Origin of the sequence: Hoeflea prorocentri, assembly GCF_027944115.1 — a bacterium.
In the GTDB taxonomy this organism is placed as follows: Bacteria; Pseudomonadota; Alphaproteobacteria; order Rhizobiales; family Rhizobiaceae; genus Hoeflea_A; species Hoeflea_A prorocentri.
The window spans coordinates 2,987,121-3,002,849 of the sequence record NZ_JAPJZI010000001.1 but is presented as its reverse complement, the minus strand read 5'-3'; the positions used below and the strand labels follow the sequence as shown (position 1 = coordinate 3,002,849).

Annotated in this window: 12 protein-coding genes and 1 pseudogene; 9 read left to right on the top strand and 4 right to left on the bottom strand. The window is 54.3% G+C overall.

Translation table 11 applies throughout. The features are described from left to right. The first annotated feature begins 26 nt into the window (after nucleotides 1-26). Genes OQ273_RS14005 through OQ273_RS13995 form a run of 3 tightly spaced genes read left to right on the top strand, consistent with a single transcriptional unit; the run spans nucleotide 27 to nucleotide 3,261 of the window. Nucleotides 27-1,292: an aminotransferase class III-fold pyridoxal phosphate-dependent enzyme gene (locus tag OQ273_RS14005; protein ID WP_267991114.1), complete on the top strand. Its 1,266-nt coding sequence runs from the start codon at nucleotides 27-29 to the stop codon at nucleotides 1,290-1,292. A gap of 36 nt (nucleotides 1,293-1,328) precedes the next feature. After that, nucleotides 1,329-2,627 carry a four-carbon acid sugar kinase family protein gene (locus OQ273_RS14000; RefSeq protein ID WP_267991113.1) on the top strand — a complete coding sequence of 433 codons (1,299 nt, stop codon included), beginning with the start codon at nucleotides 1,329-1,331 and terminating at the stop codon, nucleotides 2,625-2,627. Continuing rightward, entirely contained in the window at nucleotides 2,620-3,261 is a 642-nt protein-coding gene (locus tag OQ273_RS13995; RefSeq protein ID WP_267991112.1) for a class II aldolase/adducin family protein, read from the top strand. The genes OQ273_RS14000 and OQ273_RS13995 overlap by 8 nt, the downstream gene beginning before the upstream one ends. Nucleotides 3,262-3,376: 115 nt before the next feature. Here the strand turns inward: OQ273_RS13995 and OQ273_RS13990 are convergent, their stop codons facing one another. The 3 genes from OQ273_RS13990 to OQ273_RS13980 all read right to left on the bottom strand — a co-directional run bounded on the left by OQ273_RS13990 (nucleotide 3,377) and on the right by OQ273_RS13980 (nucleotide 6,264). Then, complete coding sequence (locus tag OQ273_RS13990) at nucleotides 3,377-3,622, bottom strand: transposase (RefSeq protein ID WP_267993105.1); 246 nt, start codon at nucleotides 3,620-3,622, stop codon at nucleotides 3,377-3,379. Nucleotides 3,623-3,740: 118 nt separating this feature from the next. Then, on the bottom strand, nucleotides 3,741-4,130 hold the full coding sequence (locus tag OQ273_RS13985) for a DUF3592 domain-containing protein (protein ID WP_267991111.1): 390 nt from the start codon (nucleotides 4,128-4,130) through the stop codon (nucleotides 3,741-3,743). Nucleotides 4,131-5,232: 1,102 nt separating this feature from the next. After that, a complete protein-coding gene (locus OQ273_RS13980) occupies nucleotides 5,233-6,264 on the bottom strand; it encodes a helix-turn-helix transcriptional regulator (RefSeq protein ID WP_267991110.1) in 1,032 nt (343 codons plus the stop codon). A 602-nt stretch (nucleotides 6,265-6,866) separates the two neighbouring features. Between OQ273_RS13980 and OQ273_RS13975 the strand changes: the two genes are divergently transcribed. The 4 genes and pseudogenes from OQ273_RS13975 to OQ273_RS13960 form a co-directional block, all read left to right on the top strand. After that, nucleotides 6,867-8,558, top strand: coding sequence for a multicopper oxidase family protein (locus OQ273_RS13975; protein WP_271292111.1), 1,692 nt, complete (start codon nucleotides 6,867-6,869; stop codon nucleotides 8,556-8,558). Between the two features lie 18 nt (nucleotides 8,559-8,576). Further along, on the top strand, nucleotides 8,577-10,106 hold the full coding sequence (locus OQ273_RS13970) for a hypothetical protein (protein ID WP_425493380.1): 1,530 nt from the start codon (nucleotides 8,577-8,579) through the stop codon (nucleotides 10,104-10,106). 235 nt (nucleotides 10,107-10,341) lie between these two features. Next, nucleotides 10,342-11,751, top strand: a complete 1,410-nt coding sequence (locus OQ273_RS13965; RefSeq protein WP_267991108.1) for a carbohydrate porin — start codon at nucleotides 10,342-10,344, stop codon at nucleotides 11,749-11,751. Between the two features lie 815 nt (nucleotides 11,752-12,566). Beyond that, nucleotides 12,567-12,818: pseudogene (locus tag OQ273_RS13960) on the top strand (integrase core domain-containing protein); the annotation flags it as partial. A gap of 137 nt (nucleotides 12,819-12,955) precedes the next feature. On the opposite strand, the gene OQ273_RS13955 reads toward OQ273_RS13960, so the two are convergent. Beyond that, nucleotides 12,956-13,960, bottom strand: coding sequence for a GntR family transcriptional regulator (locus OQ273_RS13955; protein WP_267991107.1), 1,005 nt, complete (start codon nucleotides 13,958-13,960; stop codon nucleotides 12,956-12,958). A gap of 179 nt (nucleotides 13,961-14,139) precedes the next feature. Between OQ273_RS13955 and OQ273_RS13950 the strand changes: the two genes are divergently transcribed. Both OQ273_RS13950 and OQ273_RS13945 read left to right on the top strand, forming a co-directional pair. Further along, entirely contained in the window at nucleotides 14,140-14,475 is a 336-nt protein-coding gene (locus tag OQ273_RS13950) for a DUF1330 domain-containing protein (protein ID WP_267991106.1), read from the top strand. A gap of 24 nt (nucleotides 14,476-14,499) precedes the next feature. Then, on the top strand, nucleotides 14,500-15,648 hold the full coding sequence (locus OQ273_RS13945) for a glycerol dehydrogenase (protein WP_267991105.1): 1,149 nt from the start codon (nucleotides 14,500-14,502) through the stop codon (nucleotides 15,646-15,648). Nucleotides 15,649-15,729: the final 81 nt, after the last annotated feature.

Genomic DNA, 15,729 nt, shown 5'->3' with positions numbered 1-15,729 from the left:
CTCATGGGCAAAGATGGGAGATGTGCATGTCCGACGTACATCCAACAAACCAGTTGAACGGCGCGCGGAGGTCACTGCCATGCGATAGCGCTCTACGCAAGCGTTCAGCAAAAGTCATTCCCGGCGGCATGTGGGGGCATATGAGCGCCAAAAGCCTGCCGCCCGCCTATCCGCAATTCTTCCGGTCAGCAGAAGGTGTGCATCTGACGGATGTCGACGGGAACAGCTATATCGATTTCGTGTGCGCCTATGGTCCGATGATCGTGGGCTACAACGATCCTGATGTCGAAGAGGCCGCCGGCAGGCAGCAGGCGAGGATGGGTATCGCCAATGGTCCGGGCGAAGTGATGGTCGATCTGGCGGAGTTCCTGGTCGAGACCGTGCCTGCCGCAGATTGGGCAATCTTTGGCAAGAACGGCACTGATGCAACCACGGCCTGTGTTTCGATTGCCCGGGCGGCGACCAAACGGCGGAAGATACTTGTGGCGAATGGTGCCTATCACGGTGCGGTCCCGTGGTGTACGCCCTGGCCAGGCGGCGTTGTCGCCGAGGACCGTGCGCATCTGCTCTACTATGACTACAACGACGTCTCGTCGCTCGAGGCCGCTGTGGGTGAGGCCGGCGACGATCTGGCAGGCGTGCTCGTGAGTGCCTTTCGTCACGACGCGCGCATCGATCAGGAGATGCCGACAGCGGATTTCGCCCACGCCGCGCGGGCTGTGACGGACCGAAACGAGGCCGTGCTCATTATCGATGATGTGAGGGCCGGCTTTCGTCTGGACCTTGGCGGCAGTTGGGAGCCGTTGGGCGTTCAGGCTGATCTGTCGGCCTGGAGCAAGGCGCTCGGCAACGGCTATCCCATCGCCGCGGTGACGGGCAAGGACTGGCTCCGCGAGGCGGTGCAAACGGTTTATGTCACCGGATCGTTCTGGTGTGCCGCTGCCCCGATGGCTGCCGCACTGGCAACACTGCGCAAGCTCCACCGCGGCGATGCGGTTACGCATATGGCGCGGTTGGGCGAGAAGCTGCGCAGCGGGATCGAAAGCCAGGCGGCAGCCCGCGGGATCGGCATTCGCCAGACCGGACCAGCGCAGATGCCGCTTATTCTGTTTGATGACGACCACACGCTGGAGAAGGCCTATCTCTTCTCTACGAAGGCTCTGCAACGCGGCGTTTATCTGCATCCCTGGCACAATATGTTCCTGTCGGCGGCCCATACCGATGCGGACATAGACCTCACACTTGAAGCGACGGATGCCGCGCTTGAGGCGGTTGCCGATGTGTTCGGATGAGTGCAGCACGCCGGAGCGCGTTTTCATGGTGGCGCCATGACTGATGGCGAGCGGCAGTCCGGTTCCCTGATAACAGGCATCATCGCGGATGACCTGACAGGTGGGGTTCTTGTGGCGTCGTCACTGGTCGAGCAGGGGATCTTATGTCCGATCGTTACCCGTCCTTCCGCTCTCGACTTCCTCGGCGACTCACTTGCCTGTGTAGTCGCAGGACGCTTTCGCCTGGCACCGCCGGAGGAAGCCGTGCAATGGTTCGATGAGACGCAACGGGCGCTGACCGAAAGAGCCGCGTGCCACATCATTTACAAATATTGTGCAACCTTTGATTCTACAGATTGCGGCAATATCGGCCCCTGCGCAGATGCGCTGATGCAGTCCACCGGGGCCGACCGCCTGGGCTTTTGCACTGCATTTCCCTCGCGTGGAGTCACGGTCTACCAGGGCCATATTTTTCTGGGATCGGAGCTTTTATGCAATTCCGATAAGCGCTTCGACCCAGTCACGCCGATGCCGGATTCCGATTTGGTGGCGGTGCTTGGGCGGCAGACACGCCGCGAGGTGATGTTGGTTCCGCGATCGGTCCTCGCCGATGGGGTCGAAGCAACCCGCTGTTTCATTGACGCCGCCGTTGATCGGGGCGCGGCCTATTTTCTGTTCGATGCGATCGATGACGCCGATATCGCCGTTTGCGCCGAGGTCACCGAGACATGGCCCGCTATGACCGGTGGCGATTCCCTGCTGGCCGCACTGCCGGCACGCCACATCAAGGACAGGAAGTCCGTTCCAATTATCCCGCCTTTGCCGCCTGGTGCCACTGCCGTCATTGCCGGCAGCTGCGCCGGGGCGACGCTGCGACAGCTCGAACGATTTGCGGATAGCTATCCGGTCAGGCAGGTCGTTCTGGCCGATGCGGCTGAAGATTTCGACAGCGCGGTGGCGGATGCGATGGCATGGGCGGGGCAGCAATTGCCAAAGGGTCCGGTTGCGTTAAGCGTCGCGCAGGGGCCCGAAGACGTGAAGCGAATTCAGGCAAGGCTTGGCGTCACCGAAGCGAAAATGCTTGGGGAGCGCGTTTGCAGGGCGATGGCATGCGGGTTGCAGGCGCTCGGTGTGAGCCGTTTCATCGTGGCTGGCGGCGAGACATCGGGCGCGGTCGCGGATGCGATCCGACTTGATGCCATGCACGTTTATCCGCTCAGGGACATTCCCGGCGGCTTGTGTCTTGGCGACGCGGAAAGCGGGCTTTGCTGCTATTTCAAGGCCGGCAAGATGGGGAGTGAGACGATATTGCTCGATCTTGTCGAGATCATGGGGCAGGGCGCTGACGATGATTGAATCCGAAACGGCAGTGCGCCGGCAACTCTCGAATACGTATCGTTATCTGCATGACCATGGCTTGACCGAACAGGCGTCCGGCAACATAAGCGCACGCTGCAACGATCATATCCTGATCTCGCCGGGCGGTGCCGGCGGACCGGATATCTGCGCAGACGCATTCGTGCGGATCGATCTGGAAGGGCAGGTCAAATGTGGCGGTACGCCCTCCAGTGAAATCCTCATGCACCTTGCAATCTACCGGGCCAAATCCGAGGCCATGGCGGTTGTGCACACCCATTCCAGCGCCTGCGTTGGTCTGGCGTGCTGCCGCAAACCGATACCGGGCTTTCACTATCTGATCGGCTCTTTCGGTGGTGTGGACATACCTTGTGCCGATTATGCCTGCTTTGGCAGCCGGGCACTGGCCGACAATGTCGTAGACAGTTTGGAAAACCGTTATGCCTGCCTGCTCGCCAATCACGGCGCGATTGCCTGGGGCCGGTCGCTGGATCAGGCAGTTCTGTTCGCTCATCGTATCGAGATTCTTGCCGAGCAGTATTTGGCGGCCTGTCAGGCGGGCGAACCCGTATTGCTTACACTTGCGGAGTTCCGCGACTACTGGCGGACGGCAAAGACATTGAAATACGGTTAGCAGCTTGTCGAAGAAGTAGTCCGAGGATGGGCTTTGAAGTCTACCTCATCTCCATCAAGAAAGCGGATTTGATCTTCTAGAGATCCCATTGGGCTTTAGGCTCAGGGCTCATTGATCACAACCAGAATGTGACGGTTGCGGTGATGCATATAGCACAGAAGAAGTGGGCGCATCGGTCGTGGCGTGTTGCGATACGCCACCAGTCCTTGAGACGGGCGAACATGTTCTCGATCTTGTGGCGTTGGCGGTAGAGCTCCTTGTCGTGGGGGACTTCGACCCTGCGGCTCTGTGGGCCAGCCGAAAATGCGGATGTATCCGAGCCATCTGGCTCTCGCTCAACAAAAACAGGTCGTCCGCATATTTCAACAGCCTAGATAGTTTACGGTATCTCTGACATTAGCTGTTCAGCCCAGTTTCAGCTACTAAAGGTAGTGTTTTCGGCGATTGAAAGCGACAGGGTTTGTTCAATCCCTTCCGGTTCAATCAGAGCGAAACGCGATCCTGCTGTCGCTGCTGTTTGGACTGAACCATTGATGCAATCCAATACCGATACCAATGAAAAGGATCACAAGAGCCTCAATCTGCCGAAAAGTCCAAAATCTTAGAGCGCTGTCCAGATCGAAGGTCACCACGTCAGGGTTAGCGACCGGGTAGACGATGTCGATTGTGTCGCCTTCGCTCCAAAACGGCGAGTCGAATTTCATCGATGTGGTAACCGCTTCACCATGTGTTGTTCGGTACTGAATCCGCGCCTCAAAGACCCGCGCCTGCGCGCCATTGCAACGATCAAGGACACGGCATCCACGTGAGGAGATCTCCTTGATTGTCGCTGAAGCTTGCGCTGTTTCGCCGGAAAACTGAGCTTTCAAATGAGAATAGTGCCAGAACCAATGGGAAAACAGGCTGACAATTGCGGCCGCGATCAGGACACCCGGCCAATTGCGGTCTCTGAAAGGCCTTCCAGACCTACCTGAGGTTGTGTTCGCCACCATACGCAAGAGCTGTCAGAAAGTCGTAAATAATCGTTTAGGCGAGTTGGCAGCGTTGTGAACTCTACGCGTTGCCAGATCCGGTGCGTAACGCAAAGCGGTCTCGACATCCCGAGTGGAAGGTCGGGCTAACGAACTCGCCAACATCCGCATGGGAAAGAAGCAATGCATGTGCTGGTGACCTAGTGGGGCGCAACGCGCCGCTATCCTCGACGGAAGGGGGTATCGACCGGTTGAATCCTACCCTCCGAACTATTGGACGGATACTGTTATCGAGTGCTGCTCCCGGTGGCTGCGAGCCCTTGAATTGACCCTGTGATGCCTGCCCGATGCCGTTTCAAAGGCCTGGGCGTGCCTTTGACGATTTTCCACATGTCTTCATTGGTAGTGTGAAGAAAATACGCTAGCAATTTCATAGGTTTAGAATATCGACGGTATTTCTGACGGTACGCGCGAAGTGTCGCAGTATAATATGTCGTAAAATCAGAAGCTTAACCAACCGGTTAACCATTGAAATGGGAGTGAGGAGCGGTCGGCGTAGCCGGTCAAAAGGTCCGGTGGACCTTTTGGAGCGACGAACGCGCGAAGCCATAGCGAAGCGCTGGAGCGGCTGAATCGCAATGCGCTTCAATGTGACGTGCCAGTGGCACTTCACGAGCGACGAGCGCGCAGAGCCGTAGCGGAGCGCTGGAGCGTTTCAACGCGAGGTGAGGGGACTTTACAAACCGCGAACGCCCTCAGCGCTGCATTCAAGGAGCTTGCCGCTGGTAGGCGGCGTTCGGATGACGGCACCGGAAGACGCTGAAAGGAAAATGCCGAAGACCAGGAAGGTGGGGATTGGAGTCACGACCCGTTCGGGTCCGGCCATCGATTCATTCAGTTGATCGACCTTTCAAACCGGGAACTGTTCCAGTGGTGAGTTCTCTGGAGGTTGTTCACATGATCCAGATCTGAAAAGCTGAAGTTGCGATACAATCAGTGATCAAATACTATTGAACCAGTCGTTTAGCTGAGAAGTATTGGGTGAGGAGGCAATCTGATTTGACTGCTGCGAATATGCCCTCACAATTTGCCGACCTGTCATTGCGGCTCTAGGCGTGATGCCGAAGCGTTTGCGGAAGAGCTTATTGAAATATGATGTGTCCTTAAACCCGATATGGTGGGCAATTTCCTTGACGCGTCCGTGTGAGGGGTTTGCTGAAATAAGCTGATGAAAGGCTCGATTGAGACGACGCTCATTAATGTAAGCCGTGACTCCACCAACATCGCCGAAGTCGCGATAGATTGATGGTCGCGAAACACCAAACGTATTCAAAAGATTGTGGATACCCAGGCCGGGATCCGATAGATGCTTGTCCAGATAAGATCGCATGGCAACGCGCCGTTCAGCAGAAAATGCTTTCGCTCGGGATAGCTCTTTTGTCTTTTGAGGACTGATAACGCCGCGTACCAGTCCGCAAAATCCGTTCGCCAAGACCGCGGCTTCCTCTTTGTTGAGTTCTGGCAAGCGGCGCTGAATCGCGTAAAAGCTCTCTCTCAATACACTACCAATGGCAGAGTCACCGCAGAACATCATGTGTGCCGGTTGTGTTGCGGGATCATAACCGACATCCGCATGTGGGATTGTTACACCTGAAACCACAGATTTCTCAGTTACTGAGCGAAACTCTCGCGAAAAATCATGGATATGAACATCCCCCGGTTTCATAATCCAGGATTGATCCGCGAGGACACCCCTTGCTCCCCCTGACCTGTAAATTTGTACACTCAAGTAGTTGGCATCTTGAAGGTGGCGGGCGTGATGTCGGAACGATTGTCTTGAGAAAGAAACTTCGGAGAATATAAGAGAGTTGACTAGCCAGCCATCCACATTTTCGAATTCGGTTGCAGCCTCCTCCAGAGGCGCTACGTCATAAACACATCGAATGGTCTCCCGCCATGCGTCAAAGCAATGGCTGCTACCCAACGATGCGCCATCGAATTTGAAAGCAGGAATCAGGTCAGCTTGTCCCATGGTGCGTTTGATTTTACCGGACAACGACCCAGATGGCAGCTCTCGTAAGTTACAAAGATCCGTTTTCCCACATTAAGTTGTACAACAAGCGGCCTTTACGACGCTGATCGCCACCGACAGAAAGGAGGAATTGAAGCACGCCGAATTCCTCACGGCCACATGTGCGGGATCGAGGTAAACCGGAAGTGACAAACGTCGAGTAAGAAGAAGCCAATTGAGCATTGAACGTCATTGGATGATTGCGATGCCTGCCCTCGGTCTTGCCGACGATGAGCTGGTCGGTACGGCAGATGGTATCTTGGCTTTGCTGTGACGTCGTAGACAGGGGATTTGTAGGGTCCGGTGATACGATTGACCTATGAAAATTGAAACTGTCGTCCAGCGATTGATCCTTGCGCTTAACGCATAAACTCTGGATTTTTATCAATAGGTTTTCGGAGCGAATCGCGGCGCACAAAGCCGGCAAGCGTGCAAGATAACCTAAGGAAGGGCGACCGTCTTTGGTCTGAGCCGTTTTGCTTTTTTGGCCGACCGAAGACTGGAATACAGCTTAAAGCAGCAATTCCCGCCGTTGGGGAAGCATCTGTTGAGGGGCAATTGAGATGGAAAGGGTAACACGTCGGGAAGTCCTCGGCGGTTCACTCGCAGCAGTGGCTAGTGTCGCGGGAACTTCTTCATTTGCTAACGAGGAAGGGGAAACAGCGCCCCTAAGCGGCGACGATTGGATTGAGCTCGAATGCGCCATAAAGGAGATGGTCCTTGACGGCAATCGCGTGAGGCTGAGGGCATACAATGATCAGATTCCTGGCCCGACGATCACAGTAACGCCGGGATCGACGCTACGAATTCGAATGAAAAATTCGTTGCCACCATATGATTCATCCGCTTGGGACGGCGACCACAATGTGCCGCATGGCCTCGACCATACCGCCCTTCATCTTCACGGCATGGATGTGCTGCCGCATCTGTTCGTTCCGCTTGGGACCTCCGATCCGCTCGCACCGATGATCAAAATCCCGCCCGGTGAACATCTCGACTATGTCTTCGAAATTCCCGAAGATCACCCGCCCGGGCTCAACTGGTATCATCCGCACAAACATGGTGCGACGGCGGTTCAGGCGGTAAGCGGAATGGCGGGACCGCTCATCGTAAAGGGCGCACTCGACGAAGTTCCGGAAATCAAAGCTGCACGTTCAATCCCGCTGGTAATTCAGGACATTGGCCTGTTTCCGAGTGAGGATGACCCGGATTTGTGGACCTATGAGCCGGTTCAAAACGCCATCTGGCAGACCTATGGTGGATACGTCACCATTAATGGCGAGAGGACATCCCTGAACGGTGGCTTCACCACCGGCGATTACAAGCTCCGGTACTATCTTCTCAATGGTGAGCCGTTTTTCAGAGAAACGCACAACGACCGCACCAACGAGGATACTAGCCCGGTCCCTGCACAACTGACACCGCAGCGCTTCACTCTTGCACCCGGTGAGGTGGTTCGTTTTTTAATGCTCAATGGCAGTTCGGACAATCTCATGCCGATCGTCGTCGACGGGCATGAGGTCCATCTGCTCGCCATGGACGGTGTGAATTTCCCACAGGTGCGTAGCATTCCGGCGACCGGCTACAGCGAAACCGATGGACAGCTTCTCCTCGCGCCAGCCAACCGGGCCGAATTTTTGATCAAGGCAAACGCGACGCCCGGCGTCTATCAGATACGCCAAATCCCTCACGATCGGCAGTTTCTTGACAGTGCGGCCAAGGTGATTGCGGAAATCGAGGTGAAGGGTCCGGCCCAAGACATGGCGCTGCCAGGGGAACTGCCAGTCCCCAACCGCGAATATCCATTGATCAAACCCGAGGAGGTAAGTCGCGTCCGCCAGATCGTCTTCACTGGAAGCGTTCCTGGGATCATCAACAAGGTGGTTGGTGGCGATTACCTCATCAACAATGCGATCTACAGTGAAATGGAAGTGCCGACCGTCGTCGATTTGGACGGCGTTGAAGAATGGCATTTGTCTCTGAAGGACGCGCATCACGGCGGTGCCGAAGGCCATCCCTTCCATATCCATGTCAATGCATTCGAGGTGGTATCGATAGGCGGCATCAAGCAGCCGCCGGGCCTGATCCAAGACACGATCTGGGTCCCCTTAAATGAAACCGTCGTCGTCCGCATGCGCTTCAAGCAGTACACCGGCAAGGCAGTCTATCACTGCCATATCTTGCCGCATGAAGACACGGGCATGATGCAAAATTTCCTGATCGTCGATCCGGCGTCCAGGCATGATCACTCATAGAAAGAGGAAACGATAGCCATGAGATTGACCAACATCCTCAAACGATCATTATGTCTTTGTTTCCCGGTTGTCTCTCTTGTCATGATTGCTGCGCCTGTCAGTGCGTTGGCTTCGTCAGATGATGAACGCAACGCGCACGCGAAACAGGGGTGCGTGCGGGGTGAATTTAAAGATTATTACCTGCAAGGGGAGGGTGGCGATCCGCCGGCCGATTATACCGGCCGAGTTTTCAAGCTAAGCCAGGACTACCCCGACAAACTGCCGCCCAAGGAAGACTATCCATGGATGGCGATACCATTCGAAAATGGCGCCCCTACCGACCCGAAAACCTACTTAGTTGAACTCCTGAACTATGGTCTTGAGGGCAATGTCGAGGTCGACTTTTATGTTGAAGACAACAAAGTCCGATCTTGGTACTCGATGCCCTGGATGGATTGGAACTCCGAAGTCGCAGCCGACTGGCCCGGTACCGACGGTCGCGAGTTCGTCCATGGCCTGACTCACGAATTCGATTCCAATCCGAAGACCTTATCGACACTGCAGACCAGATCAGTCGATACCTGGTCAGGAGCCTACTACAACGACAGAGGCGCTTTCGGTATCGGTCAGGTTTATTGTGATCCCAATTCACCCGACCCGTCGGCACTCAATCCTGATCCTGCCGGATTGAACAACTTCGCCGACGGTTCCTACATCATCAAACTTCTGTTTTCGACAATCGAAGAATCTGAGCTTCCAACTATGAAGGATGCCTTGGAGTGGGAAGCGGATATATTTGTCGAGACAGAACCGGCTGTCCGCAATCAGGGGCCGATTTCACGTTATGAGAGGAAGGTTCAAACCGTCCGCCTGTTGCAGATCGATGTTGCCGTTCGCGATGATCGCAGCGTTACCGGCTGGCTTTTTGGAACGTTTGCCTATGACGGCACCCAGACGGGGGCAACGGTCTGGGACCGTATGGTGCCACTCGGCCTTCAATGGGGAAACAGCCCTAAAGTCACCTATTCGCAAACGTGTGACGCCAACGGAAATTGCAGCCAGGAGAAGTTAACCGAACAGTGGATTGACGAGGAAGCGCTTAAGGAACTGACGACTGCTCCCGTGACACTCGATCACCTCGGTTTCGGTGGCCGTCTGGCAGGTCCAGTGGACAATCCTCAGGCCTCTTGCATCGGGTGCCATCAGACCGCTGGTTTTCCACCGGTTGCTATCTTGCCGGAGTTCTCGACCCTTAGCTCTATTCTGGGCCTGGACGATTCGAAAACAGCCGGTGATCATCAGGACTTTCGTATGACGTTCTATCGCAACGTTTCCGCCGGGGCGGTGTTCAGCGATAGTCAGCTGTACTCGTCGGACTTTTCGCTGCAGCTATCAATGAGCCTGAACAACTTTGTGTCGCTGCGTTGCTCGGTCGACGTCGCAGACAAGCCGAAGATATGTAAGACGTTGACGGACTGGGCGGATGCGTTGCGCGCTTATGTCGACAACGTTCTCACGTTTGGAACCCCCGGACCCGGCGGTGCGCCCCTGACCCCGAGAAGCGATTAGAAACCATTTTGGGACGAGCGGGATGCTGAAACGCTTGAGGCGTTGCCGGACGGGAAGGATAAGCGGTTTGAGGCATTCAAACGTCAGAACTCTGCAGCGTGTTGAATACAGCGTTGGAAACACCATTCAAAACCCACTCGCGGCGCCGCTTGCCCAGGCTAGCGACGTCCGGTTCATGAACCACAAATCGCCCACGGCCCCGCCACGGAGTTTAGCAAGGCAGGTCGCTGGGCAAATGAAGGGCCAGCGCAATCCAATGTCGGCACATCTACAGAAACTTCGTTTGCGAGCCTTCGCCTCAACACTGGTTATCACAGGATTGTTGGCAGGGGTGACCGCTTCTTTGGCGGATATCAATCCCTGGATCAAGGCTAGCCAGTTTAATCCTGCAAGATGGGACACGGCAGGACCGGAAACAGCGACACCCTGGTTGCATCCGGGGACTTGGACGCCTGATCAGGGCTGGGGATGGTTTTCGGGTAATCCGCAAGCTCCCAATGTGCTTGGAAGCTGGGGCGGCCTGCGAGACGATCTGGAATTGATGGGCATCTCATTTTCTGGAGCTTACTCTGGCCAGTTTGCTGCAAATCCGATCGGTGGACAGACACCGGACGGGGCAAGCTGGATCGGTAGTTGGAACTTCGGGACGTTCGTGGATTTCTCGCGCCTGCTTGACATAGAGCAACGGACTTATTTCACGGCCTCGTTCAACCTGGGTACGGGAAACATCGGCCTGACGCCAAACAACGTCGGAAACCACTTTCCTGTCCAATTGTCTTCTTCAGGAGAGCCCGGACCTTCGACGCGTCTCGTTCATCTCGCTGTTGGTTCACAATTGTTCAACAATACCACGGAATTGGTTGGTGGTCGGATCATAACTGGCGAAGACTTTGCCACGCTTGCCACTGCCTGTACGTCGGTTAATCAGGGTATCTGCGGCAACCCGATTGCCGGGGCTAGTAGCATTAACTTTCCAACCTATCCAAATGCTGTCTGGGGTGGCCGAGTGAAGGTGAAGCCCGGAAATAGCTGGTACGCACAGACCGGCGCATATCTGGTTTATCCCTCACTCGGAGATCCCAGCGAGCATGGCGTCGAGTTTGGAGCACCGGACGGGTCAGGTGTACTTGCAATTTCGGAGGTTGGTGTGAATGTCGGTAATAGGGCGTCACAAACGGGATTGCCGGGCACCTACAAGGTTGGCGGCTATTACGACACCGAGCGTCTGACCAATCTGCAGACGGGAGCCAGTGAGCGAAACACATGGGGCATCTACGCGATGGGCGAGCAGATGCTCTACAGCATGGACGACAGCTACTCACGGGGACTATGGGCCTGGCTGGCCCTAAGCTACGCACCGCCCGATCTTAATGAAATCATGTTCATGGCTGCAGGAGGCTTGAGTTATGTCGGGCCCTTCAACAGCCGTCCCGAAGACAGCCTCTCCTTCATTGCGGCCATGGGTGTATTCAGCAAGCATCTTGCCGGCCAGACTGCGGAAACCATCCTTGAAGTCAATTATCGCGCCCAGATCCTTCCGGCATTTTATGTACAACCAGATGTGCAGTTCATTCTCAACCCAGACGGCAAATCCAGCATTGACGACGCCATAGTGGTAGGCTTTTCCGTTGGTTCGACATTTTAGATTTTTTAGTCGCCTCTTTGTTTAATGAAATGTCTGTCATCGAATGAGCGTCGACTAGTTGACGGCTGGGTTCAAACCCGTGGCAGCACTCAAATGCTGTTGTTCGAGGCAGTTGAGACGCCCTGTAGCCTGCTGCAACTGAAAAGCAACACGGCCAAATTGGATCATTATGTCACCGCTTGGAAAATGCCGTGCAGACAGCATTGGTGTCGAACCATCGATTTGAGTCCGATCAACATGACTAAATCGGGTCGCGCAATTGAGGGCGCAGATTAAACCAAGATTTTTCAACAACTTGAGAATTTGACGGTACAACGAACGGTATGCGCAAATCGTCGCAGAAAAATCCGTAAGAATATCAGCATATTAGGCGGCTGATTTACTATTGAATGGGAGTAGGGATGTGCATGGATTTGGTTTTCGTGCGATAGATAAAAGTTCTCACAAGCATTTGATGTTAAATAATTTTCTATCGCCATCCAATGCCGGCTATGTGCTGACATCGCGATGAAACGAGAATTATTGACGGTATATTCGACGGACCTCCACACCCTTGATTTCGGCGACTCCTGACGAAGTATACGAACGGGCCGATACACAAATGGCTGCCCCTGTTGCTTGATTGCTTGACCTCGACGAAATGTAGCTCTGGCCTAAGCTCATGGAACGTCAATGTTGAGGTGGTTAGGATCATTTCACGGGCTTTGATTTGGTCGACACGGCTATCGCAGGATTGCAGCCCTGCTCAGACAGGCAGGGTGGTCTGTGAGCGATGGCCGGGTTGAAAGGTGTGGCGGCGGGAGGGGTGGACCTGAGCCGTCGGTGCCAAAACCGCTTACATAGAACCCGGCTCACCTTGGGAAAACGGATACTGCGCGAGCTCCTACCAGCGGCTCCGGGACGAACTGCTCAACGGTGAGATCTTCTCCTGCCGCAATGAGGCGCAAATTCTGATCGAACAATGCGGGAAACACTTCAACAACAAACAACCACACAGTGCTTTGGCCTACCGCCTGCCAACGCCGGAAACCATCGTCCCAATGCATCGCACACCGCCCATGCACTAACATCAATTTTGAACCAATCAGACTGGGCTGCTCAAATTTGCTAAAGCAGATTTTTGGGTTTTGAATTTAGAAAACGATAGATCGATTGCTTTGCGTTGAAAAACGACCGACCAGATTTGTTTTAGCTCTCGTCTGGATCAAAGAATCTCACTCGAACATTGTGATTGTAAGAACGGTAGGTTTGGTTGCCCAAGTGCTTCTTTGGCAAGTTTCACGCGCGTAAGGAGTTTTGGCAATGCTGTCTCAATATGAGCATTGGCTTCTTCCAGAACCGCCGGACCATCCTTCGAGTCGAGCGCTCGTACAATCTTCAAATGTTCTTCAAAAAAGGGCTCATCCTTAGGCAATTTTACTTCGTTGCCGAGGACATAGCGACTTGCGATGTGCACACAACGCGTCCTGCGCAAAGCCTCTACGATCTCTTTGTTTGGGCATTTTTCGACGCAGTGGATATGCAATTCTTCTTCCATTTTGAAGAGATCAGACGGAGATACATCTGGATATGATTTTACCGCGCGCCGTAAGTCGGCGGCCATTCTTTCGATGCCTTCCGTGGACAATCGCTCGATTGCAGATGCCAATGCATGGGGCTCTAGATATCTGCGCAGTTCATAAAGCGATATAACGCGTTTTTCATTGAGGGCCACGGTCTTCCAGCGGGAACGTCTATCACGACGCGCAAGACCATTCGCCTGCGCCGTTAAAAGAACTTCATGCATGATTGTGCGCCCGACCCCGTAATAGGTGGCTGCGTCGGCTTCACTGAACCCAATTCTTCCTCTTATCGCGCAGCGGACGAGATCGGGTTCTACAATCGCATATAGTTTTTCAGAAGATCTGACTTTAAGCGCGCCAGTTTCGTCTGGCTTTAAGCCAAGTGTAGCGGCAGTGATCGGGCGTCGATCCAATTCTGCCCCATCCGGTCGAATGATGAATCCGCGTCCGGCATATCGTGCAAGCTGGCCCTCTGCATGCAATGCGGCAAGTGCAGTCTTCACCGGGCTGCGGCTTGCACCAATCAATTCGGCAATGGTGGATTCAACAATAACACGGCCCGGGTTCAGCCGACCGCTTTCGATGGATTTTCGGAGAATGGCGCGCGTTTTGACAGCCAGACTTTCGCTGTTCTCAGAATTCTGCATGGCGTCAACCTCGCTTTGGCGATCACAAGGATTCTAGTCAAATTCTCTTCTCTTACAACTTAGGTTGCGTTTTCTTGTAAAATGGTTTTTGTTGACAAAAGCCAAATTTGCGTCGTAAGAAATAGTCAAACGACGACTGAAATGTCAGATTTTTTGAGTGCGGGGAGCACAAAAACGGAATGTCGGACAAGGTTTACACCATTGCTTTCTATGACGAGATTACTGATTGCGATGCCTTTGACGCTTACGCAGAACTTGCTGCTCCGGCAGTTATAAACGCCGGTGCGCGCTACCTGGCGCGAGACTTTCCAGTCATGACGCGTGAAGCCGGCAAGAATGCTCGAGTGACGCTTCTTGAGTGGGATTCATTGGAAGACGCGGAGGCACTTTACTCCGATCCGGCCTACGTCGCTGCGTTCGAAAAGCTTGAGGGAAGTGTTCGGCGGGACATCCGCATCGTGACATCGGTGAAACCGGGTGCGTTTATGGGCAAGGCCGATGTCAGCTCAAATTGAAATGCTGGCAATTGGAATAGCACCATGCTGAAGATAATGGGCTTTCCCTCACGCTATGTTCAGGGACCTGGGGCCTTGGCAGAGGTGGGCAGATTTCTGCGGGAACTGCAATTGGAACGCCCGGTCATTCTTTGCGACGAAACTGTGCGGGCGGCAGTGGTGCCTATCTTGGCAGAAAGTCTGCAACAGTGTGGGCTCCAGGTGGGTTTGGTGAACTTTCCTGGGCAAATTAGTCAAGAAACGCTGACATCGTGTAAGGCCGACATCGGCCAACACCGAGCTGACGTGGTATTGGGCCTCGGTGGTGGCAAGGCGATAGACGCCGCAAAAGCTGCGGCCGTTCACGAAGGCCTGCCTATCATCGTTGTGCCAACTATTGCGTCAAATGATGCGCCAACAAGCCGCCTGATTGTAATCAACGATCGCGAAAACAAGCCGACAAGCATTGAGTATCTGAAACTCAACCCTTTGGCTGTCTTTGTCGATACTGAAGTGATCGTCAGAGCACCGCCACGGTTCTTTGCTGCGGGAATCGGAGATGCTGTCAGTAAAAGCCTGGAAGCTCACCAATGCGCTGCGTCTAATGGTCAAAACTTCTTTGGAACACCGCCGACAACGACCGCTCTAATGATGTCGGATCACTGCTACGAGATCATCTTACAAAGTGCAGCCAGTGCCTATCGATCTGTCTGCGATAGAAAAGTCAGTACCGAAGTCGAGAAGTTAGTTGAGGCTACTGTTCTGCTAAGTGGCATTGGTTTTGAAAGTGGCGGCCTCTCATTAGCTCATGCTTTGATCCGCGGAATTACTTCGGTGCCGTCGACCAGCAATATGCTACATGGGGAAATGGTCGCTTTTGGCGCTTTCACTCAAATGGTCGTCGAAGAACGCTCCACGGAAGAGATTGAGCGACTTTTGAAGGTTTTGGTCGAAGTTCGATTGCCCGTGACATTCGAGCAGCTCGGCGGGGATAGACCTCAATTCAAAGAAAACATTGGCCGGATGGTCGATGCGACTCTGGCACATTCATACGCCAAAAATATGCACCCCGCACTGACGCACGCAACCCTCTCAAGAGCATTGGAACGGGCTGATGCGGTGGGGCAGGAATACGTCCGAGATGCTCACGTCAGGAGGAACGCTAACGCAGAGTTCAAGGTCCCCTTGGATTGATGACGCGAGTGGCTAGGTAGAGAGCTTTTTTTGTTGGAGGAAGAGTGAATGCCGATGGACATATAAGATTTACGCCAGTTT